Source organism: Marinobacter sp. (assembly GCF_052091845.1).
GTDB lineage: Bacteria > Pseudomonadota > Gammaproteobacteria > Pseudomonadales > Oleiphilaceae > Marinobacter.
The window spans coordinates 1-19,747 of sequence record NZ_JBQDCO010000055.1 but is presented as its reverse complement, the minus strand read 5'-3'; the positions used below and the strand labels follow the sequence as shown (position 1 = coordinate 19,747).

Below are 19,747 nucleotides of genomic sequence, written 5' to 3'. Positions count from 1 at the left end.
TGCTGTACCAGCTTACGGTAGAAGATCTGCGTCAGGAGCTGGAACGCTGGGTTGCAGCGCAGCCTGGGCCGGTTCACTATGTGCTGCATTGTGACCATCAGCATGGAGAATCTGCGAGTGCAGGATCTGGAAATCTACATTCGTGACCTGGAAGCAGGCGCGGTTTGCCGTTGGCTGGAAAGCCGCCTTGAGCAGTTGGCGCTTGATGATAGTGATGTATCGTCCGTTGTCAAAGGCTCCGGTTATTATGGTGAAGATCGTTTGAGAATAACATTGTATCCACGGGCTTTTGGTAAGCGGTTTACCTCACTGGTTATCGAAGGCGAACGGTTACCCTGGAGCAGTGATCTGGATTGCGCCCGCAGTGCAAAGCAAACCATGGATACCGAAATTCGCTGCAGTTCCGGGGAATGGAAAGAAGGAGAGCCGGTAGAGGATGAAAAATGGTGGCGGCTGGATAGCCGGGGAGAGCAACTGGTGGTTTGGAATTGAATAATTTGGCATTAAAAAAGGCAGCCTGTAACAAATCTCAGGCTGCCTTTTTTTACATCAGAAAACGTTTCAGTCGCTTAGAATAGAAACATTGTCTGCCTGAAGGCCTTTTTCGGCTTCAACCACGCTGAAGCGAACCAGTTGGCCCTGGCGCAGAACCCTGCGGCCACTGCCGCGAATCGCACGGAAATGCACAAAAACTTCGTCTCCACTGTCACGAACAATAAAGCCGAACCCTTTTTTAACGTTAAACCACTTTACAGAGCCTTCTTCGTCGCCTTCAGGGCCGTTGTCATCATAATCTGCATCATCGGAGTAGTTCTGATTAGAGCTCTGACTGGAACCCTGGTTCCTTGATGGTGAATTATTACGCGCAGGCTGTTGCTTTGCAGCAACGACGACGGCCAGAAAGCCGGCAATGCCGAAAATGATGACGGCGATAATGTATGCGGCGATACCCTGGGCACTGCCGAGAACGAATGGCGTGCTTTGGGCCAATTCGCTGCTCTGGGATTGAGACAGGATCTGGAACAGTTCCGGGGTAAAAGATACCAGCAGAAAGCCAAGGATAAACGGGGCGGGAATAGCGATCAGAATAGCAACAAGGATCGCTTTGGCTGGATTACGCATTGACTGATAATTCTCCATTTCTTAATAACGCTGACGATAAAAAACCGGATATCGGGTAAAGTTACGTATCCGGCCAGTGAATACCGCCTGATTTTCCGAAAAACGGAAGCTCTGGCGGGCAAAAACGGCATGATAACAGATTATCTCGACGGCTGACCAAGCTTCGCCTATCCACGCCAACGATTCATGCGAGGGAGTTTCAACATCCGATGAGCCACAACGATTTGCAAACCAGGCTAGACGAGCTGGAAACACGGCTTGCTTTCCAGGACGATATTATTAATACATTGAGCGAACAGGTGGCAAAGCAGGAGATGGATATCCGCGAACTCTGGAATGCAAAGCGGTTGCTGCACAACCAGTTAAAAGAGGTCGCGCCTTCCAATATGAAATCCCAAGAGGAAGAAACTCCGCCACCGCATTACTGACACGCCGAAACAAAAAGCCGAAGCAATGGCTTCGGCTGTTCATGTTGTTCAGTGTTCAAAGAGACGTGTCAGGCTAGTAACCCTACTAGAATGTGCTCGTAGATTTTCGAAAGCGTGTTGAGGTCTTCCGCTTTCACGCACTCATTTACCTTGTGAATGGTAGCGTTGATCGGGCCAAGCTCCACAACCTGAGCACCCGTAGGTGCGATGAAGCGCCCGTCCGAGGTGCCGCCTGACGTGGAGAGTTCGGTTGTACGCCCGGTCACATTGTGAATGGCACTCCGGCTGGCAGACACCAGTGCGCCTTTGTCGGTAAGGAAGGGGCGGCCACTGAGATGCCATTGTACATCGTATTTAAGATTATGCCGGTCGAGAATGGCGACCACTCTCTCTTCAAGGCTTTCAGCCGTATTTTCTGTGCAGTAACGGAAGTTAAAGTGCACCAGGCATTCACCAGGGATAATGTTACTGCCAGTGCCGGCTTCCACTTTCGTTATTTGAAAGGTTGTTGGCGGAAAGTAGTCATTGCCGTTATCCCAAAATTCGTTGGCTAATGTATGCAAGGCGGGTGCAACCGCATGAACGGCGTTTTCTGCCAGGTGCGGATAGGCCACGTGGCCCTGAACCCCTTGCACTGTCAGATAGCCGTGTAGTGATCCGCGCCGGCCATTCTTGATCACATCGCCAACTTCCCGGGTACTGGACGGCTCGCCAATCAAGCACCAATCGATTTTTTCAGAGCGGGCTTCAAGGGCTTCGACCACCTTTACAGTGCCGTTTTGAGCCGGACCTTCTTCGTCGCTGGTGATTAACAGAGCGATAGAGCCGCGGTGGTTTGGGTGGGCTACCACAAAGCGTTCGCAGGCGGTGATGAATGCCGCAAGACTGCCCTTCATGTCGGCCGCGCCACGGCCATATAGAACCCCGTCTTTGATAATCGGCTCAAACGGTGGGTGCGCCCAGTTTTTTTCGGGCCCTGTAGGAACCACATCGGTATGGCCTGCAAAAGCCAACACCGGCCCGTTTGCACCTTTGCGAGCCCAGAGGTTGTCTGTGTCGCCAAAACGCATGTGTTCGCTGGTAAACCCCAGGGGGGCCAGCCGGGACATTATCAGTTTCTGGCAGCCGCCGTCGTCTGGAGTGATGGATGGCCGGCTAATCAAATCAATGGCTAATTCAAGCGTAGGTGAAGGTGACATATTAATCTCTGTCGTTATAAAGATCCCCTCTCCCCAACCCCTCTCCCACAAGGGGCGAGGGGCTAAAGCACTATCCATTCTTCCACAAGGGGAGAGGAGCTAAAGCACTATCCATTCTCCCACAAGGGGGGAGGAGCTAAAGCACTATCCATTCTCCCACAAGGGGGGAGGAGCTAAAGCACTATCCATTCTCTCACAAGGGGAGAGGGACTAAATCACTGTTCCCTCTCCCCTTGTGGGAGAGGGCCAGGGAGAGGGGGGAGTTTGCACGAATTAATTATTCGCGTGCAGCGCCTCGTTCAACTCAACAGCAGACTGGTTGGTTTTGCACTCAACTGCACCGGTCTGGCTGTTGCGACGAAACAGTAGATCTTGCTTGTTCGCCAAATCCCGGGCTTTGATAATCTCAACCAGCGTATTGCTGTCATCCAGTAGGGCCACTTTGGTGCCTGCGGTAATGTACAGGCCTGCTTCGATCTTGCACCTATCCCCCAAGGGGATACCAATACCTGCATTGGCGCCAATCAGGCAGTTTTCGCCCACGGCAATAACCATGTTGCCGCCACCAGACAGGGTGCCCATGGTTGAGCAACCGCCGCCAAGATCAGAGCCTTTGCCTACCATCACGCCTGCAGAAATGCGGCCTTCAATCATGCTGGTGCCTTCGGTGCCGGCATTGAAGTTGATAAAACCTTCGTGCATGACGGTTGTGCCTTCGCCCACATAGGCGCCGAGGCGCACGCGCGCTGTGTCTGCAATACGCACGCCTTTGGGTACCACGTAATCTGTCATTTGCGGGAACTTATCGACCGATTTAATCTCCAGGGTGCGGCCTTCCAGTCGCGCCTTAAGTTGGCGCTCTGGCAGTTCGTTCAAGTCGATGGCACCTTCGTTCGTCCAGGCCAGATTGGGTAGTAGGCCGAAGATGCCATCGAGCCGCAGGCCGTGCGGTTTGACTTGTCGGTGGGAAATCAGGTGCAGTTTCAGATAGACCTCTGGCGTGCTGGAGGCAGTGTCGTCTGTTGCCAGCACGGTTACGACAACCGGGCGCTTGCTGTTAGCAGCTTTTTCTGCGAGAGACGCCTGCTCGGTCGCACCGGTTTGCCGCAGGGCGTTGGCAAGCTGTGTCAGTTGCTCGGCAGTGGTAGGAATGGCCTGGTTGCCGCCTTTATAATCGAGCGCCGTTTCTACCACATCAATCAGTTCGGTATCCGGTGTTATAATTGGATGAGGGTAAAATACCTCTAGCCATTCACCTAGATTATTCTGGCTGCCAATACCGATACCGAATGCAAAACTCATGTGGCGGTTGTTCCTGTTTGGTGGATTCGTGTTGCCCAGTCTGTGGCGTTAAAGCCGACGAAAACAGAGCCTTCGTGTTCGACCACGGGCCGTTTAATAATGGAGGTGTTTTCCAGCATGATGTTATGGGCCGATTGGGCGTTAATATTATCCCGAGCATCCTCGCTGAGCTTGCGCCAAGTCGTGCCACGGCGGTTAAGCAGAGTTTCCCAGCCCACCGCTTCTTCCCACTGGTTCAGCCGAGCCGGCTCAAGTCCGTTCTTTTTGAAGTCGTGGAACTCGTAGGAAATGCCTTGTTCATCAAGCCATTTGCGAGCTTTTTTTACGGTGTCGCAGTTCCGTATTCCGTATAGCTTCATAACGCTGTTTGCCTTCACAAATTTAACTGTGCGTTTCGCAGCTTCTACCCATTCTTCCAGCGCTGCAACTGGTGCCATGCGTGCTTGGTTTTCCCTCGGGCTGCTGGCTAATTGGCCAGCCAGTTCAGGTTCGGATTCATTGAATCTCATCCAGCATTTTGCATAGGTCTTGCTGCAGGGCGCGGCATACGGAGGGGTCGCTGATCGGTTCGCCTTGTTCGTTGGTCACAAAAAATACGTCTTCCACCCGTTCGCCCAGGGTGGCAATTTTAGCATTGCTCAGACGTATACGGTGCTCCAGAAAAACCTGCCCAATTCTTGCCAGAAGGCCAGGGCGATCCGGGGTGATCACTTCAATTACCGTGCGCTCGTTGATGGTATCGTTGGAAAATAGCACATCGGTTGGGAACGCAAAATGCCTGAGTTGCCGTGGTGTCCGGTGGTGAATGATGTCGGGGTAGTCTTCTGGATCGTCCAGTTCCTCGATCAGACGCTTGCGCACTCGTTCTTTGCGAGCTGGGTCTGCCCCCAGAGGTTGGCCTTTTTCATCCAGCACCACATAGGAGCTGATGATGTTGGGGCCTTCGTTTGAGCTGATGCGGGCGTCAACAATGTTCAGGTTGAGTTGCTCCAGTACCGCTGTGGTGGCTGCAAACAGGGTGGCCCGGTCGTTCATGTACATGGTGATTTGGGAATAACCGTCGCTTGGTCCGCCAAGGGTGTCCCGAATCAGCACCAGGGGGCCAGGGGTTTTGCCATGGTTGATAATGGCAGCTGTCTGCCAGGCAATATCAATAGTAGAGTCCTGTAGAAAGTAGTCCTCATCAACCGTGTTCCAAATGGCGTCAATTTGTTCGTCGGTAATATTCTGGGCGTAGAGAATTTCGCGGGCCTCGGATTGAGTTGCCAAAACCCATGCCTGCCGGTCTACCGGAATCTCTGTCCCACGACGAAGAGCGCGCTTGGCTTCTATATATAGCTGGCGCAATAGCGAGGCTCGCCAGGTATTCCACAGCTTGGGGTTGGTGGCGCTGATGTCACACACAGTCAGAATGTAAAGGTAGTCCAGATGTGTCTGGCTTGGCACGGCGCGAGCGAACGATTGAATGATGTCCGGATCGGAAATATCTTTGCGCTGGGCGGTCATGGACATCAGCAGGTGATTTTCTACCAGCCAGGACGCAAGCTGAGTGTCTCTCTCGCCAAGGTGGTGGCGGTGGCAGAAAGATTGAGCATCCTGGGCACCCAGCTCCGAGTGGTCGCCACCCCGGCCTTTGGCAACGTCGTGGTAGAGGCCGGCAATATAGAGTACCTCGCGCTTTGGTAGCCCGTGAATCAGCTTGGCTGCCAGTGGAAAGTCATCGATCGCATCCGGGCTGCTGAGTTGTACCATATTCCGGATAACCCGCATGGTGTGGGCATCAACCGTATATATATGAAACAAGTCGTGCTGCATCTGGCCAATAATTTGGCCAAACTCTGGCAGATAACGGCCCAGCACGTTGTACTTTTTCATGGCAGAGAGCGTGACATCCACTGCATGGGGTGTTCGTAGCAGCTCCATAAACAGCGATGTTACAGCTAAATCAGCCCGAAATGCGTCATCAATCAGATGCCTGTGTGCTCGTAAAGACCGAATGGTGGTGGCTCGTATGCCCTTTATTTCAGGGTTCTGGGCCATCAACACAAAAATTTCCATAATCGCGTAGGGCGAATAGGCAAATACCTGATTGTTTACGGCTTCTATATAGTTGCTACGGATCTGGAACCGGTTGTTAAGGGGTTGAATATCATCATCGGTGCCTGTGCCGAGGATCGCTTCGTCGTAGTACTGCAAAATAACATCGGTGAGCTCTGCCAGTGCCAGCACGGCACGGTAATAGGACTGCATCATCAGCTCTACGTCGAGCCGTTTACCTTCATCTTTATAGCCCAGCATTTGCGCCAGGGCGCGCTGATGGTCGAACAGAAGTCTGTTTTCGTTACGATCTGCGATTAGCTGAAGCCCATAACGCAACTGCCACAGGACAGTTTCGCCCTGGAATAGAATCTGGTGTTCCTCATCTGTGAGGATGCTGAACCGGGTCAGGTCCGCAAGGCTCTGCAGGCCGAAGTGCCGCTTGGTAATCCAGCCAATGGTCTGGATATCCCGCAGGGCGCCAGGGGAGCTCTTGACGTTGGGTTCCAGGTTGTACTCGGTGTCACTGTATTTTTTATGGCGCCGCTGCTGCTCTTTGCGCTTGGCGATAAAGTAATTGCGGTCGGTGATGAGGTTGTCAGAGTAGGCTTGCTCGCTGAGTTCTTTGCGCAGTTCATCCGGGCCGGCAATGGTTCGGGTTTCCAGCAGGTTGGTCAGCGTGGCTACATCAACCCTCGCTGCGGCTTTGCTTTCTGAAATGCTGCGTACGCTGTGTCCAATGTCCAGTTTCAGATCCCAGAGCAGTGTAACAAACGCCCCGAAGTCTTCCTGCCAACTTGGCTCAGTGCCGTTGCGAGTCAGGATCAGAAGGTCGATGTCTGAGTGGGGGTGCAGTTCGCCGCGGCCGTAGCCACCCACGGCGATTAGTGCAACATCGGGCGAGCTGGAAAAAGAGTAGCGGTTCCAGATAAGTTTTAGCACGGTATCAATGGTGTTGGCTCTGGAGTGAACCAGAGCTCTTACGTCTGCGCCTTGACGAAAGCTTTCTGCGTCGGCGTTATATCGCTGTTTCAGAAACTCTCTGGCTGCCTTGACAGGAGAGGTATCCTCACTGATTTTGGCCTCCAGGTTCTGTCGTTCCACTTAGAAAGACTCCTCCGACCTTTTTGTGAGCACTTCATGGCCGTCTGCGGTTACCAGAATGGTATGTTCCCATTGCGCTGAAAGTTTGTGGTCTTTGGTTACGACAGTCCATTGATCTGGCAGAAGCTTTGTCTGGTATTTGCCCTGGTTGATCATGGGCTCAATGGTGAAGATCATGCCTTCTTTCAGTTCCAGGCCGGTTCCTGGTTTGCCGTAGTGCATAACCTGGGGCTCTTCATGAAACACCTTGCCGATGCCATGGCCGCAATAGTCCCTGACAACCGAAAAACGATGTTTTTCAGCGTGCTGCTGAATAACGTGGCCGATATCTCCCAGCTGTGCACCGGGCTTTACCAGTTCAATGCCCTTATAAAGGCACTCCTGTGTGATTTTGATTAGACGCTCTGTGCCGGGCTTTGGTTTACCCACGATCCACATTTTGCTGGTATCGCCGTGATACTCATTCTTTATAACCGTGACATCGATATTTACGATGTCGCCATCTTTCAGGAATTTTTTCTCTGAGGCTATTCCATGGCAGACAACGTGGTTGATCGAGATGCACACAGACTTCGGAAAGCCTTTGTAGTTGAGCGGAGCCGGAATCGCTTTTTGCTCGTTCACAATGTAGTCGTGGCAGATCTGGTTGATCTCTTCGGTTGATACGCCTGGTTTGATGTGGTCCCCGATCATTTCGAGAACTTCCGCCGCAAGGCGGCCAGCGACACGCATCTTTTCAATTTCTTCAGGAGTCTTGATTGAGACTTGCATTGGGCTTCCCGTGGATAAGTATCAAACTATCATTTTAAGGGCCCGGCGCTCAGGGTACAAGGCAACTGAAAAGCGAAAGTAATGGCGCCAGGCCGGTATTTTGTGGTATAAACGCGCCCGCTGGAAACAAATCCGGCAAATTCGCACACGTGTCAGCACGTTGCCCCAGGGTGCCTACTCCCGCTTTATTGCTATAAAGAGGGACTGGTTGGGGTAATTGGACGCGTGGAGGACTAACCCGAAGCTAAACTAAGGTAATTATCATGGCTCAGGTAAATATGCGTGACCTGCTAAAGGCAGGTGCTCACTTCGGTCACCAGACTCGTTACTGGAACCCGAAAATGTCAAAGTTCATCTTTGGCGCCCGTAACAAGATTCACATTATCAACCTTGAGCAGACTGTTCCTGCCATGAATGAAGCGCTCGACTTTGTTCAGAAGCTGACAGAAAGCAAGAACAAGATTCTGTTCGTAGGCACCAAGCGCGCCGCGGCCAAGGTCATCAAGGATGAAGCAGTGCGTTCCAGTCAGCCATTTGTTAACCATCGCTGGCTCGGTGGCATGCTGACTAACTATAAAACGATTCGCCAGTCGATTCGCCGCTACCGCGATCTGGAAGCCCAGAGCAAAGACGGCACGTTTGACAAGCTGACCAAGAAAGAAGCACTTGAGCGCACCCGCGAAATGGACCGGCTTGATCGTTCCATTGGTGGCATCAAGGATATGGGTGGTTTGCCCGACGCCATGTTCGTTATCGACGTTGATCACGAGCGTATCGCTATCAAAGAAGCCAACAAGCTGGGTATTCCTGTTATTGGTGTAGTAGACACCAACAGCAACCCTGATGGCGTTGATTATGTTATTCCAGGTAATGACGATGCCATTCGCGCGATTCAGATATACGTGAAGGCCGTTGCAGATACCTGCCTGGAAGCAACGCAAGGTGGTGCTGACGAGTTTGTTGAAGTTGCCGAAGAGTCTGCAGGAACCACTCCGGCTGCAGAGTGATGCGTAAGCGTTACTTTTGAGATATAAGGCATACTCTGGCGTTTTTCCGGGTATGCCTTCCCACCGAATTCGAAAAAGTTAAGAGGATTGAACATGGCTGCAATTACCGCTGCAATGGTCAAAGAGCTGCGCGATCGTACTGGCCTGGGCATGATGGAATGCAAAAAAGCGCTGGTTGAAGCTGACGGCAGTGTAGATGCTGCAATTGAAGAGCTGCGCAAGTCTTCTGGCCTGAAAGCTGCCAAGAAAGCCGGTCGTACCGCCGCTGAAGGCGTGTCGCTGATCAAGATCTCCGACGACAATACCGCAGGCTACATTCTTGAAGTGAACTCTGAAACAGATTTCGTTGCCCGCGACGATAACTTCCTGGGTTTTGCCAACGAAGTCTTGAATGTTGCCTTCGAGAAGGGCGAGACAGACGTTGCCAAACTAATGGAAGGCGATCTGGAATCCAAGCGCGAAGCGCTGGTTCAGAAAATTGGCGAGAACATCACTGTTCGCCGTGTGCTTGAAGTGAAAGGCCCAGTTGTGGGTGGCTACGTTCACAGCACAAACAAAATTGCTTCATTGGTTGCGTTGACCGCGGGTGACTCTGAGCTGGCTCGCGATATCGCGATGCACGCTGCGGCGGTTAACCCGCGCGTTGCCAAGCCAGAGGACATGCCTGCTGAAGAGCTTGAGAAAGAGAAAGACGTCATCAAAGCTCAGCCAGACATGGAAGGCAAGCCTGCCGAAATCGTTGAGAAAATGATGGGCGGACGCATCAAGAAGTTCCTCAAGGAGAACAGCCTTGTTGAACAGCCTTTCGTAAAGGATCCAGAGCAAACTGTAGGCGAACTGATCAAATCTGCCGGTGGCGATCTGGTTGGTTTTGTTCGCCTGGAAGTAGGCGAAGGCATTGAGAAAGAGGAAGTGGATTTTGCTGCTGAAGTTGCTGCCGCAGCTGGTGCAAGCAAGTCCTGATTTCCTTGCAGGCGCTGTAACAGCCAGTTATAGCGCCATTTAAGTCTGCCACGTTGGTCGGTTTTTTCCGGTTCTCGTGGCGGGCTTGTATCTGAGATGCCCTTTTTTAAGGGGTATGTCAGATACAGGCCTGCAATGCGTATCACGCCAGATAGCAGTCAATAGACGAAAAAGGGGATCAGCATGTCGATACCAGCGAAAAACCAGCCAAGATACAAACGCGTTCTGCTCAAGCTCAGTGGCGAGGCCCTTATGGGCGAGCATGAATTCGGTATTGATCCCAAAGTTCTTGATCGTATGGCTCTTGAAATAGGTGCGCTAATCGGCATCGGTGTTCAGGTGGGGCTTGTGATCGGGGGCGGCAACCTGTTTCGTGGTGCTGCGCTTAGCGAGGCTGGCATGGATAGGGTTACCGGTGACCACATGGGTATGCTGGCGACCGTTATGAACGGGCTGGCTATGCGCGATGCCCTGGAGCGCTCAAACATCCGTACCCGCGTCATGTCCGCTATTCCCATGAGTGGCATTGTTGAGCATTACGATCGTCGTCGCGCGGTTCGCGGTCTGAAAGATGGCGATGTGGTTATATTCTGTGCAGGCACAGGCAACCCCTTTTTCACAACAGATTCTGCGGCTTGTTTGCGTGGTATTGAAATTGAAGCAGATGCGGTACTCAAAGCAACCAAAGTAGACGGTGTGTATTCGGCTGACCCCCACCTTGACCCAAGTGCGGAGAGATACGATAACCTGACCTACGATGAGGTGCTGGATAAAAAGCTGGGCGTAATGGATCTAACCGCTATCTGTTTGGCTCGGGATCAAGGCATGCCATTGCGTGTTTTCGATATGGAACGAGCCGGCGCGCTGACTCGCATCGTGACCGGTGAGAAAGAAGGTACACTGATCGAGTAACCGGTTTCATAATAGCTCGACGAACGAATTGAGGATGATCACGTGATTAACGATATTAAGGCTGAAGCCGAAAAGAAAATGACAAAGAGCCTGGATGCTCTGGGTTCGGCATTCAACAAGATCCGGACTGGTCGCGCCCACCCGTCTATTCTGGACAGCGTAATGGTGAACTACTACGGTCAGGATACGCCGCTTAAGCAAGTGGCCAGTATAAACGTTGAGGACAACCGCACGCTGGCCGTGTCGCCATGGGAAAAGGCCATGGTGCCTGTTATTGAAAAGGCTATTATGACCGCCGATCTGGGTCTTAACCCGACCACTAGTGGTGATCTCATCCGCCTGCCAATGCCGATGCTGACCCAGGAAACCCGTAAGGATATGGTAAAGCAATCGAAGGCAGACGCAGAAAATGCCCGGGTTTCCATAAGGAACGCGCGTCGCGATGCCAACAGCATGATGAAAGAGTTGTTGAAAGAAAAAGACATCAGCGAAGATGATGAGCGCAGGGGTGAGGATGAAATCCAGAAACTGACAGACCGCTACATCGCCGAAGTCGAGAAGGTTCTGAAAGCCAAAGAAGAGGATCTGATGGCGGTCTGATCGCCTCGGTGCACTTGCAAGCACAACCGCGGCCCGCAGGAGTTAGTCTGCTGGCCGTTTAGGGGATTTCATGACGGAAAAAGTATCCGCAGAGATTCCGGTGTCGGCTGATAGCCGGCCCCGGCACGTTGCCATTATTATGGATGGTAATAACCGGTGGGCCAAAGAGCGCCGGTTGAATGGGGTGGCAGGGCACAAGGCCGGAGTGGATGCGGTAAAGGCTGCCGTAGAAACCTGTGCCCGGGAGGGTGTCGAAGTACTTACCCTGTTCGCTTTCTCAAGCGAAAATTGGCGGCGCCCAAAAGACGAAGTAACGGCGCTGATGAAGCTGTTTCTTTTTGCTTTGGAGCGAGAGGTCAGAAAGCTGCACCGCAATGATATTCGCCTGCGAATCATTGGCGACCGCTCTGCATTCAATAAACCCCTGCAAGACCACATGGCCAAAGCCGAAGAGCTTACCCGCAATAACACCGGGATGACGCTCGTCATTGCTGCAAACTATGGCGGCCACTGGGACATTACCCAGGCAACGCGAAAAGTTGCTGAAATGGCGAAGAGCGGCGAGCTTGAACCTTCAGACATCACTGATAATCTTATCCAGCAGCACCTGAGCCTTGGCAGTTTCCCGGTGCCGGATCTTATGATTCGCACAGCGGGAGAGCAGCGGATCAGTAACTTCATGCTTTGGCACCTGGCTTACGCCGAGCTGTATTTTTCGCCCGTATACTGGCCTGACTTTAAAGAAGACGAAATGCGTAAAGCATTACAGGCCTACGCCGGACGTCAGCGTCGCTTTGGTCAGACAGACGACCAAATAGCGGCAAAATCGTCATTGTCAGAAGAATAACGAATTACAGCGACCCCTATTGTGCTAAAAACCCGAATTATCACTGCTCTTATTCTTGCCCCCGCTGCAATTGGAGGCATATTTTTTCTGCCGCCGACAGGGTTCGCCTTATTTACTGCAGCCATCATCACCCTGGGTGCCTGGGAGTGGGCCAACATGTCTGGCCTTGAACATCAGCCGGCGCGGATTGGTTACGCAGCAGCGGTTGCTGTGGTTTTGTATGGCCTTGTTGATGTGTCTGCCGTTGCGGTGCTTTGGCTTGCGTTGCTTTGGTGGTGTGTTTGCTTTCTGCTGGTTCGCAGTTATCCAGCGGGATCAGAACGCTGGGGAAGCGTGTTTGTGCGGGCGCTTATGGGCCTGTTGGTGTTGGTGCCAGCGTGGGTCGGCTTGAACTATATTCGTGCGGGCGGTTTTCACTTTGGTGATGCCAGCAACAACTTGTTGGTTATTCTGTATGTATTTTGCATTGTTTGGGTGGCTGATATTGGTGCTTACTTTGCTGGTCGTGCCTTTGGCAAAGCCAAGCTGGCCCCCAGAGTCAGCCCGGGTAAGTCGTGGGCCGGCGTGTGGGGTGGCTTGTTTGCTGTGGGGGTGCTTGCCCTGGCGGCGAGTGTGTTGGTTTCAGCCAGCGTCTCTGAGGCGGCTTTGCTGGTGGTGGCAAGCCTGGTAACCGGTTTGGTCTCGGTACTTGGAGACCTGCTGGAGAGCATGCTGAAGCGTTTCAGGGGTATTAAAGACAGCAGCCAGCTGCTACCCGGGCATGGCGGAATTATGGACCGTATCGATAGTCTTACGGCGGCAGCTCCGGTGTTTGCGCTTATTATTACCCAGCTTGGCTGGCTGACAGTTGGGCAAGTGTGAGTATGACCAAACGCTCGGTTACAGTGCTTGGGGCAACAGGCTCGGTTGGCCTTTCCACGCTGGATGTTATCCGCCGGCACCCCGATCGGTTTTCAGTTTACGCGCTAACCGCAGGTACTCGTGCTGAAGAGCTTGCCGCGCTGTGTCGGGAATTTCAGCCGACCGTTGCGGTAATGGCCGATACCATAGCCGCACAAAGACTGGCGGAGCTGCTCGCAGATTTCCCCAATATTTCTGTTTTAAGCGGTGAGTCAGGGCTGTGCGAGGTAGCGTTGGCCCCGCAAGCCTGTACCGTTGTAGCCGCTATTGTGGGAGCAGCCGGACTGGCGCCCACGCTTGCTGCAGTGCGCGCGGGCAAACGGGTACTGCTTGCCAACAAGGAAGCGCTGGTCATGACCGGGCAGCTGTTTATGGACGCTGTACTGGCTTCTGGCGCAGAACTATTACCCATAGACTCCGAACACAATGCCATTTTTCAATGCTTACCGGCAGAAAAAATCCGCGACCTGGATGGCGCAGGCGTTACCAGAATTCTTCTGACCGCATCCGGGGGCCCCTTCCGCGAGCACAGTGCGGAAAACTTGCGCTCTGTTACACCGGCCCAGGCCTGCGCCCATCCGAATTGGTCCATGGGGCAAAAGATTTCGGTAGACTCTGCAACCCTTATGAATAAAGGCCTCGAACTAATTGAGGCCTGCTGGTTGTTTAATACCACGCCCGATCGCATTGAAGTTCATGTGCACCCGGAAAGCATTATTCACTCCATGGTAGAATACGCCGATGGGTCTGTGCTGGCTCAGTTGGGCAGTCCGGATATGCGTACGCCGATAGCCAACGGGTTGGCTTGGCCAGAGCGTATTGATGCCGGGGTGGCGTCACTGGATTTGTTTGCGATAGGGCAATTCCATTTTGAGCGGCCGGACTTGTTGCGCTTCCCCTGCTTACGGTTGGCGGCAGAAGCCTTCGAGGTGGGGGGCACGGCACCAGCCGTGTTGAATGCAGCAAATGAGGTTGCGGTAGATGAGTTTCTCAAGGGAAACCTGGCGTTTACCGATATCCCCATTGTGATTGAAAGAACCCTGTCGGCAACGCCTGTTGTGCCTGCAGACAGTTTTGACGTGATCTTTGCGAAGAATTCAGAGGCTCGGCAGAAGGCCAAGGAACAGATCGATCTGTTACCGGTCTGATATTCAGCAACGATGTTCGCCGGCTGGCGCTTAAACCAGGAATGCTATGCAGATTATTCAAACCATACTTGCTCTTGCGCTTACTCTGGGAATACTTGTAACCCTGCATGAGTATGGCCATTTTTGGGTGGCTCGCCGCTGTGGCGTGAAAGTGCGGCGCTTTTCTGTAGGTTTTGGTAAGCCGCTGTTTTCCTGGTACGACCGTCACGGCACCGAGTTTGCCATCGCGGCTATTCCACTGGGTGGCTATGTAAAAATGCTGGATGAGCGGGAAGGGCCGGTTCCCGACGAACTCAAAGACCAGGCTTTTACCTCTAAAGCGCCTTCCCGGCGCATTGCCATTGCCGCAGCCGGACCGGTTGCAAACTTCATTTTCGCCATCTTTGCTTATTGGGTACTTGGTGTTGTGGGCGTTACCCATGTTGCGCCGATTGTCGGCGATGTGGCTGAGCAAAGTGTTGCCAGCAATGCCGGTTTACGCGAGGGAATGGAGCTTCGCGCCATTGATGGGCACAGGGTAAGCTCATGGCGGGACGTCAATATGCGCATTCTGGAGCGTGCAGGGGAGCAGGGCATGATAACCCTCGACGTGTCTGATGATGGGGCACAGGGAACCCTGACCGGTGAGCTTGGGGGCTGGAGCCTGAGCGATAAAACCCCTGATCCAATAGGCGAGTTTGGTATTACACCCTGGCGTCCTGATGTGCCAGCTGTACTTGGCCAGGTAGCGGAAGGTGGTCGCGCTCAAAGTGCTGGCTTGCAGGTGGGCGACCGCATTGTTGCGGTGAATGATGAGCCCGTAGGGAACTGGTTCGAGTTAGTAGAGTTTATTCGCAATGCACCTGAGCAAACGCTGGCACTTACAGTCGAGCGTGCCGGGGCGGAGCAGTCCTTGCAGGTTACGCCAGCGGAAAAAAAACAGGATAATGGCGAGGTAATCGGGTTTGTGGGTGCCGGAGTTGAAGCTATTTCCTGGCCAGACAGTGTGCTGCGCGAGGTGCGCTACGGCCCCTTGGCAGCAATTCCTGTCGCTCTGAATGAAACCTGGGGCGACACCCGCCTAACGCTTGTGGCTATCAAAAAGATGGTTACAGGACTGCTTTCACCCAGTAACCTCAGTGGCCCGATTACCATTGCCCGGGTTGCCGAAGCCAGCGTCACGTCGGGGTTTGAAGATTTTGTTCGGTTTTTGGCTTACCTCAGTGTCAGCCTGGGTATTCTGAATCTGCTGCCGGTGCCGGTTCTGGATGGTGGCCATATTGTATTTTACACCATCGAGGCGATCCGCAAAAAACCGCTTTCAGAAGGGGTTCAGGCCCTTGGATTACGAATTGGTATGGCAATGATTCTCACATTAATGGTGTTTGCTCTTTACAACGACCTGATGCGGTTGTGAGAATTGCCAGCTCCTTACGCGCATTAACCAGGCGAAATAATTGAATGAGACGTTCTCTTCTAGGTTTAGCCGTTGGCCTCGCTGTTGCCGCAACCGGCATGAAGCCAGCATTTGCAGATGAATTTACGGTTGCAGATATTGAGGTAGAAGGCTTGCAGCGAGTGTCTGCGGGTACGGTGTTTTCTGCTTTTCCCGTTAATATCGGCGAACAGATGGATGAAACCGAACTGGCCGATTCGATTAAATCATTGTTTCGCACCGGGCTGTTTACCGATATAGAAGCCAGCCGCAATGCCGGCATTCTTATCCTGACCGTGCGGGAACGGCCTTCGATCACCTCGATCGAAATCGACGGCAACAAGAACATTGAGACCGACATGCTAATGGACGCGCTTGCGGGCGCCGGGTTGCAGGAAGGCCAGGTGTTCCGTCGGGCAACCCTGGAGCGACTGGAGCTGGAGATTTTGCGCTCCTACATTGGCCAGGGTCGGTATAACGCTCGGGTTAAAGCGACCGCCGAGGTCTTGCCCCGCAACCGTGTGGCGATTCGCCTGGATATTAACGAAGGCACGGTCGCCGCCATTCAGCATATCAATCTGGTGGGCAACAAGGATTTCAGTGACGAGCAATTGCGTGATTTGTTCGAGTTGCGAACCAGCAGCTGGTGGAACTCTCTCACGAACTCCGACAAGTACGCCCGGGAGCGCCTGAGTGGTGATCTGGAAACACTACGATCATTCTACCTGGATCGTGGTTACCTGGATTTCAACGTGGAATCCAGCCAGGTTTCCATTTCGCCAGACAAACGGCAAGTGTTCATTGCCATAGCCCTGAATGAAGGGCCGCAATATACAATTTCGGAGATTCGGCTGCGGGGCGACCTTATTGTCGATGAGGAAGAGCTGCGTGAGTTGATACCAGTGGATGCAGGCGATGTATTCTCTCGTGCCCGCATGACGGCTATCTCAGAAACACTGTCGTTTCGCCTGGGCAAAGAAGGCTACGCGTTTGCGAACGTGAATGCTGTACCCGAGCCTGGAGAAGGCAATACCGCTGCGGTTACCTTTTTTGTTGAGCCGGGTAAGCGAGCCTATGTGCGCCGGGTGAACTTTGACGGCAACGTATCTACCCGGGACGATGTACTGCGTCAGGAAATGACACAGATGGAAGGCGGCATTGCCTCTTCGGATCGTATCGAGTTTTCTAAAACGCGCCTCGAACGGCTTGGTTTTTTCCAGACCGTCAATGTAGACACGGTACCTGTGCCAGGCACAGACGATCTTGTTGATGTGAACTATTCCGTTGAAGAGCAACCAACGGGCAGCCTCTCGGCGTCTGTAGGCTTTTCCCAGGATTCTGGCGTTATTCTGGGTGCCAATGTGTCTGAGAATAACTTTTTCGGCACGGGCAAGCGTGTATCGTTTGGCGTAAACGTAAGTGATTCCGTAAAAAGTGCCAATATTTCCTATATGGATCCCTACTACACGGTAGACGGCGTAAGCCGCGGGTTTAGCGTGTTTGCTCGGGAAACAGACTTTGAACGTGAAGACATCACCTCTTACCTGTTAGATGAATACGGTGGGCGACTCACGTTTGGCTATCCTACGGACAACATCACCCGGTTGAACTTCGGGCTGGGCTACACGCTTTCCAAGATTAAAGGTGGTGTGTTTACTTCCAAAGAAGTGACTGATTTTATTGAGGAAGAAGGCGATGCTTTCAATAATTACTTCCTGTTTGGTAGCTGGCGCCGTAGCACATTGAACCGGGGTGTTTTGCCAACCGATGGCTATAGCCACTCCCTGTCGCTTGATGTTGCGGTACCAGGCAGTGACCTTACGTTCTATAAGGCGAGCCATAAAACCGATTTTTACTTCCCGATTACAGAGTCCAAACGCTGGGTGGTGCGCACCAGAACCGAAATTGGTTACGGTGACGGCTACGGTGACCGCACGATAATGCCGTTCTACGAGCATTATTATGCAGGCGGCTATGGCTCGGTTCGAGGCTATCAGGCAAACTCGCTGGGGCCGCTTGCTACGAACGCGGATAACGATTTTTCGGATCCCGATCCATTCGGTGGTAATTTCTTGACCGAAGCGTCTCTGGAGCTGATTTTCCCAACCCCGTTTGCAGGCGACAGTCGGTCTATGCGCACGGCGTTCTTTGTGGATGGCGGTCAGGTGTTTGACCCGGATCGTGGGTTTGACCCAGCTCTGGATGAAGTGCGTTTGTCGGCCGGTATCGGCTTTCAGTGGATCACGGCAGTAGGCCCATTGGCCTTCAGCCTGGCAAAGCCACTGAACGACAAATCTGGCGACGATACTCAGATCTTCCAATTCTCGCTTGGCCAGACATTCTGATTTAACAAAACGAGAAATAATAAAGAATCACATTGAGGAGACCCATTATGTTCAGAAATATACTGTTGATTGTTGCAGTCATGGCGTTAGCTGTGCCGGCCGCCGCTGAAACCCGTGTTGGTGTTGTAGACTTACGTCAGGCCTTGTTTTCCTCTGATAATGCCAAATCGTTCAGCGAAGTTATGCAGAAGGATTTCGCCGGCGATGAAGAGAAAGTGCGCGAAACCCAGGAGGAGGCGCGCAAGCTGAAGGAGCGTCTGGAAAAAGACGGTGCAATGATGAACGAAAGTGAGCGTAACCAGCTTGCGGGAGAGTTTCAGGAGAAGGTTAAGGAGTTCAATTTTCTCAAGCAGCGTCTGGATTCCACCGTTAACAAGCGCAAACAGGCGTTTTTGGAAGAAGCCCGCCCGGAAGTGGACGCAGCTGTAAAAGAGCTACTGGAAGAAAATGACCTTGATCTGATTTTGCCTAGCGAAGCTGTCGTCTATGTGAAACCGGAAATGAACCTGACCGCTCAGCTATTAGAAAAACTGAACCGTTAATTCCTGCCAGAGAGCCCCAGGGCTTACTAGCGTGTTGTGGAGCGCGTGATGACAGTACAGTCTTACCGGCTTGGGGAAATCGCTGAAGTTTTGGGAGCAGAACTTCGTGGCGACCCGGAAACACGGGTTTCCGGGCTAGCGACTCTCCAGGCAGCTGGCCCGGATCAGCTAAGTTTTCTGGCAAATCCCGCCTACGCAAAATACTTAACGGACACCCGTGCTGCAGCGGTTATATTGTCCCCCGCAGTTGCAGGGGATAATCCGACCAATGTCCTGTTACTCGACAATCCCTACCTGGGCTATGCTCGCTTGAGTCACTGGTTTGATCCTGCCCCTGTGGCGCCACCAGGTATTCACCCGTCGGCTGTGGTTGACCCTGATGCCTCAGTGCCGGCCAGCGCCAGCATAGGCCCCAATGCGGTTATCGAGGCAGGCGTTGTGATTGGCGAGCAGGTAGCGATTGGGGCAGGGAGCGTTGTTGGTGCTCGTACCACGATAGGTGCTGGCTCCGTTATCCGCCCCAGAGTTTCCCTGGCTCACGATGTAGTGGTGGGGCAACGCTGCCACATCCTTAGTGGTGCCGTGATCGGTTCCGACGGGTTTGGTTTTGCCAATGAGAAAGGTCAATGGCACAGAATTGCGCAGCTTGGCCGCGTTATTCTTGGTGACGATGTTGAAGTAGGGGCGAACACAACGATTGATCGTGGTGCGTTGGATGACACGGTCATTGGTAACGGCGTTAAGCTTGATAACCTTATTCAAATTGCCCACAACGTCCGCATTGGAGACCATAGCGCCATGGCCGCTATGGTGGGCATTTCGGGCAGTACGAAGATCGGCAGCCACTGTGTATTTGGCGGTGCCTCCGGTGTGGCCGGCCATCTGGAAATCGCAAACCAGGTGCACCTTACCGGTATGACACTGGTAACCGGGGATATCCGGGAGCCGGGCGTTTATTCTTCCGGCACCAGCGCAGATACAAACCGGCGATGGCGCAAGAACGCGGTGCGTTTCCGCCAGCTGGATACACTGGCACGGCGCGTTAAAGAATTGGAAAAGAAATCAAAGGGCTGAGGCCGATCAACATGATGTATATCGATGAAATA

Annotated in this window: 19 protein-coding genes; 13 read left to right on the top strand and 6 right to left on the bottom strand. The window is 52.9% G+C overall.

Annotation, left to right across the window (positions count from 1 at the left end; genetic code table 11):
- Positions 1–117: 117 nt before the first annotated feature.
- The gene (locus ACTHYN_RS14450) at positions 118–492 is read left to right on the top strand and encodes a hypothetical protein (RefSeq protein ID WP_441813120.1); all 375 of its coding nucleotides are present in this window, start codon (positions 118–120) and stop codon (positions 490–492) included.
- Between the two features lie 69 nt (positions 493–561).
- Here the strand turns inward: ACTHYN_RS14450 and ACTHYN_RS14445 are convergent, their stop codons facing one another.
- Entirely contained in the window at positions 562–1,122 is a 561-nt protein-coding gene (locus ACTHYN_RS14445; protein WP_441813119.1) for a cold-shock protein, read from the bottom strand.
- A gap of 209 nt (positions 1,123–1,331) precedes the next feature.
- On the opposite strand from ACTHYN_RS14445, the gene ACTHYN_RS14440 reads away from it, so the two are divergent.
- Positions 1,332–1,550: a SlyX family protein gene (locus tag ACTHYN_RS14440; protein ID WP_441813118.1), complete on the top strand. Its 219-nt coding sequence runs from the start codon at positions 1,332–1,334 to the stop codon at positions 1,548–1,550.
- A 68-nt stretch (positions 1,551–1,618) separates the two neighbouring features.
- Here the strand turns inward: ACTHYN_RS14440 and dapE are convergent, their stop codons facing one another.
- The 5 genes from dapE to map form a co-directional block, all read right to left on the bottom strand.
- Complete coding sequence (dapE, locus tag ACTHYN_RS14435; protein WP_441813117.1) at positions 1,619–2,749, bottom strand: succinyl-diaminopimelate desuccinylase; 1,131 nt, start codon at positions 2,747–2,749, stop codon at positions 1,619–1,621.
- A gap of 273 nt (positions 2,750–3,022) precedes the next feature.
- Positions 3,023–4,051 carry a 2,3,4,5-tetrahydropyridine-2,6-dicarboxylate N-succinyltransferase gene (gene dapD, locus ACTHYN_RS14430; protein WP_441813116.1) on the bottom strand — a complete coding sequence of 343 codons (1,029 nt, stop codon included), beginning with the start codon at positions 4,049–4,051 and terminating at the stop codon, positions 3,023–3,025.
- Positions 4,048–4,410, bottom strand: coding sequence for an ArsC family reductase (locus ACTHYN_RS14425; protein WP_441813121.1), 363 nt, complete (start codon positions 4,408–4,410; stop codon positions 4,048–4,050). Before ACTHYN_RS14425 ends, dapD begins: the two co-directional genes overlap by 4 nt.
- A 136-nt stretch (positions 4,411–4,546) precedes the next feature.
- Positions 4,547–7,192, bottom strand: coding sequence for a [protein-PII] uridylyltransferase (locus ACTHYN_RS14420; protein WP_441813115.1), 2,646 nt, complete (start codon positions 7,190–7,192; stop codon positions 4,547–4,549).
- Positions 7,193–7,963: a type I methionyl aminopeptidase gene (map, locus tag ACTHYN_RS14415; protein WP_441813114.1), complete on the bottom strand. Its 771-nt coding sequence runs from the start codon at positions 7,961–7,963 to the stop codon at positions 7,193–7,195.
- Positions 7,964–8,226: 263 nt separating this feature from the next.
- On the opposite strand from map, the gene rpsB reads away from it, so the two are divergent.
- The 11 genes from rpsB (at position 8,227) to lpxD (ending at position 19,715) form a co-directional block, all read left to right on the top strand.
- On the top strand, positions 8,227–8,970 hold the full coding sequence (gene rpsB / locus ACTHYN_RS14410; protein WP_441813113.1) for a 30S ribosomal protein S2: 744 nt from the start codon (positions 8,227–8,229) through the stop codon (positions 8,968–8,970).
- 93 nt (positions 8,971–9,063) lie between these two features.
- Positions 9,064–9,933, top strand: coding sequence for a translation elongation factor Ts (gene tsf, locus ACTHYN_RS14405; protein ID WP_441813112.1), 870 nt, complete (start codon positions 9,064–9,066; stop codon positions 9,931–9,933).
- Between the two features lie 183 nt (positions 9,934–10,116).
- Positions 10,117–10,845 (top strand): UMP kinase, encoded by a 729-nt coding sequence (gene pyrH, locus ACTHYN_RS14400; RefSeq protein WP_441813111.1) that lies wholly within the window; start codon positions 10,117–10,119, stop codon positions 10,843–10,845.
- A 42-nt stretch (positions 10,846–10,887) separates the two neighbouring features.
- Positions 10,888–11,445 (top strand): ribosome recycling factor, encoded by a 558-nt coding sequence (gene frr / locus ACTHYN_RS14395; RefSeq protein ID WP_441813110.1) that lies wholly within the window; start codon positions 10,888–10,890, stop codon positions 11,443–11,445.
- A gap of 70 nt (positions 11,446–11,515) precedes the next feature.
- Positions 11,516–12,292 carry a polyprenyl diphosphate synthase gene (gene uppS / locus ACTHYN_RS14390; protein ID WP_441813109.1) on the top strand — a complete coding sequence of 259 codons (777 nt, stop codon included), beginning with the start codon at positions 11,516–11,518 and terminating at the stop codon, positions 12,290–12,292.
- Positions 12,293–12,313: 21 nt separating this feature from the next.
- Positions 12,314–13,153, top strand: coding sequence for a phosphatidate cytidylyltransferase (locus tag ACTHYN_RS14385; RefSeq protein WP_441813108.1), 840 nt, complete (start codon positions 12,314–12,316; stop codon positions 13,151–13,153).
- 2 nt (positions 13,154–13,155) lie between these two features.
- On the top strand, positions 13,156–14,340 hold the full coding sequence (ispC, locus tag ACTHYN_RS14380) for a 1-deoxy-D-xylulose-5-phosphate reductoisomerase (protein WP_441813107.1): 1,185 nt from the start codon (positions 13,156–13,158) through the stop codon (positions 14,338–14,340).
- Positions 14,341–14,386: 46 nt separating this feature from the next.
- The gene (rseP, locus tag ACTHYN_RS14375) at positions 14,387–15,736 is read left to right on the top strand and encodes an RIP metalloprotease RseP (RefSeq protein WP_441813106.1); all 1,350 of its coding nucleotides are present in this window, start codon (positions 14,387–14,389) and stop codon (positions 15,734–15,736) included.
- A 44-nt stretch (positions 15,737–15,780) separates the two neighbouring features.
- A complete protein-coding gene (gene bamA / locus ACTHYN_RS14370; protein WP_441813105.1) occupies positions 15,781–18,099 on the top strand; it encodes an outer membrane protein assembly factor BamA in 2,319 nt (772 codons plus the stop codon).
- Positions 18,100–18,146: 47 nt separating this feature from the next.
- Positions 18,147–18,641 (top strand): OmpH family outer membrane protein, encoded by a 495-nt coding sequence (locus ACTHYN_RS14365; protein WP_441813104.1) that lies wholly within the window; start codon positions 18,147–18,149, stop codon positions 18,639–18,641.
- Between the two features lie 48 nt (positions 18,642–18,689).
- Positions 18,690–19,715 carry a UDP-3-O-(3-hydroxymyristoyl)glucosamine N-acyltransferase gene (gene lpxD, locus ACTHYN_RS14360; RefSeq protein ID WP_441813103.1) on the top strand — a complete coding sequence of 342 codons (1,026 nt, stop codon included), beginning with the start codon at positions 18,690–18,692 and terminating at the stop codon, positions 19,713–19,715.
- Positions 19,716–19,747: the final 32 nt, after the last annotated feature.

Bases quoted from the DNA above. Each gene is read 5' to 3' on its own strand.
- ACTHYN_RS14445 (WP_441813119.1), bottom strand. From the start codon at position 1,122: ATGCGTAATCCAGCCAAAGCGATCCTTGTTGCTATTCTGATCGCTATT.
- ACTHYN_RS14440 (WP_441813118.1), top strand. From the start codon at position 1,332: ATGAGCCACAACGATTTGCAAACCAGGCTAGACGAGCTGGAAACACGG.
- dapE (WP_441813117.1), bottom strand. From the start codon at position 2,749: ATGTCACCTTCACCTACGCTTGAATTAGCCATTGATTTGATTAGCCGG.
- dapD (WP_441813116.1), bottom strand. From the start codon at position 4,051: ATGAGTTTTGCATTCGGTATCGGTATTGGCAGCCAGAATAATCTAGGT.
- ACTHYN_RS14425 (WP_441813121.1), bottom strand. From the start codon at position 4,410: ATGAAGCTATACGGAATACGGAACTGCGACACCGTAAAAAAAGCTCGC.
- map (WP_441813114.1), bottom strand. From the start codon at position 7,963: ATGCAAGTCTCAATCAAGACTCCTGAAGAAATTGAAAAGATGCGTGTC.
- rpsB (WP_441813113.1), top strand. From the start codon at position 8,227: ATGGCTCAGGTAAATATGCGTGACCTGCTAAAGGCAGGTGCTCACTTC.
- tsf (WP_441813112.1), top strand. From the start codon at position 9,064: ATGGCTGCAATTACCGCTGCAATGGTCAAAGAGCTGCGCGATCGTACT.
- pyrH (WP_441813111.1), top strand. From the start codon at position 10,117: ATGTCGATACCAGCGAAAAACCAGCCAAGATACAAACGCGTTCTGCTC.
- uppS (WP_441813109.1), top strand. From the start codon at position 11,516: ATGACGGAAAAAGTATCCGCAGAGATTCCGGTGTCGGCTGATAGCCGG.
- ispC (WP_441813107.1), top strand. From the start codon at position 13,156: ATGACCAAACGCTCGGTTACAGTGCTTGGGGCAACAGGCTCGGTTGGC.
- rseP (WP_441813106.1), top strand. From the start codon at position 14,387: ATGCAGATTATTCAAACCATACTTGCTCTTGCGCTTACTCTGGGAATA.
- bamA (WP_441813105.1), top strand. From the start codon at position 15,781: ATGAGACGTTCTCTTCTAGGTTTAGCCGTTGGCCTCGCTGTTGCCGCA.
- ACTHYN_RS14365 (WP_441813104.1), top strand. From the start codon at position 18,147: ATGTTCAGAAATATACTGTTGATTGTTGCAGTCATGGCGTTAGCTGTG.
- lpxD (WP_441813103.1), top strand. From the start codon at position 18,690: ATGACAGTACAGTCTTACCGGCTTGGGGAAATCGCTGAAGTTTTGGGA.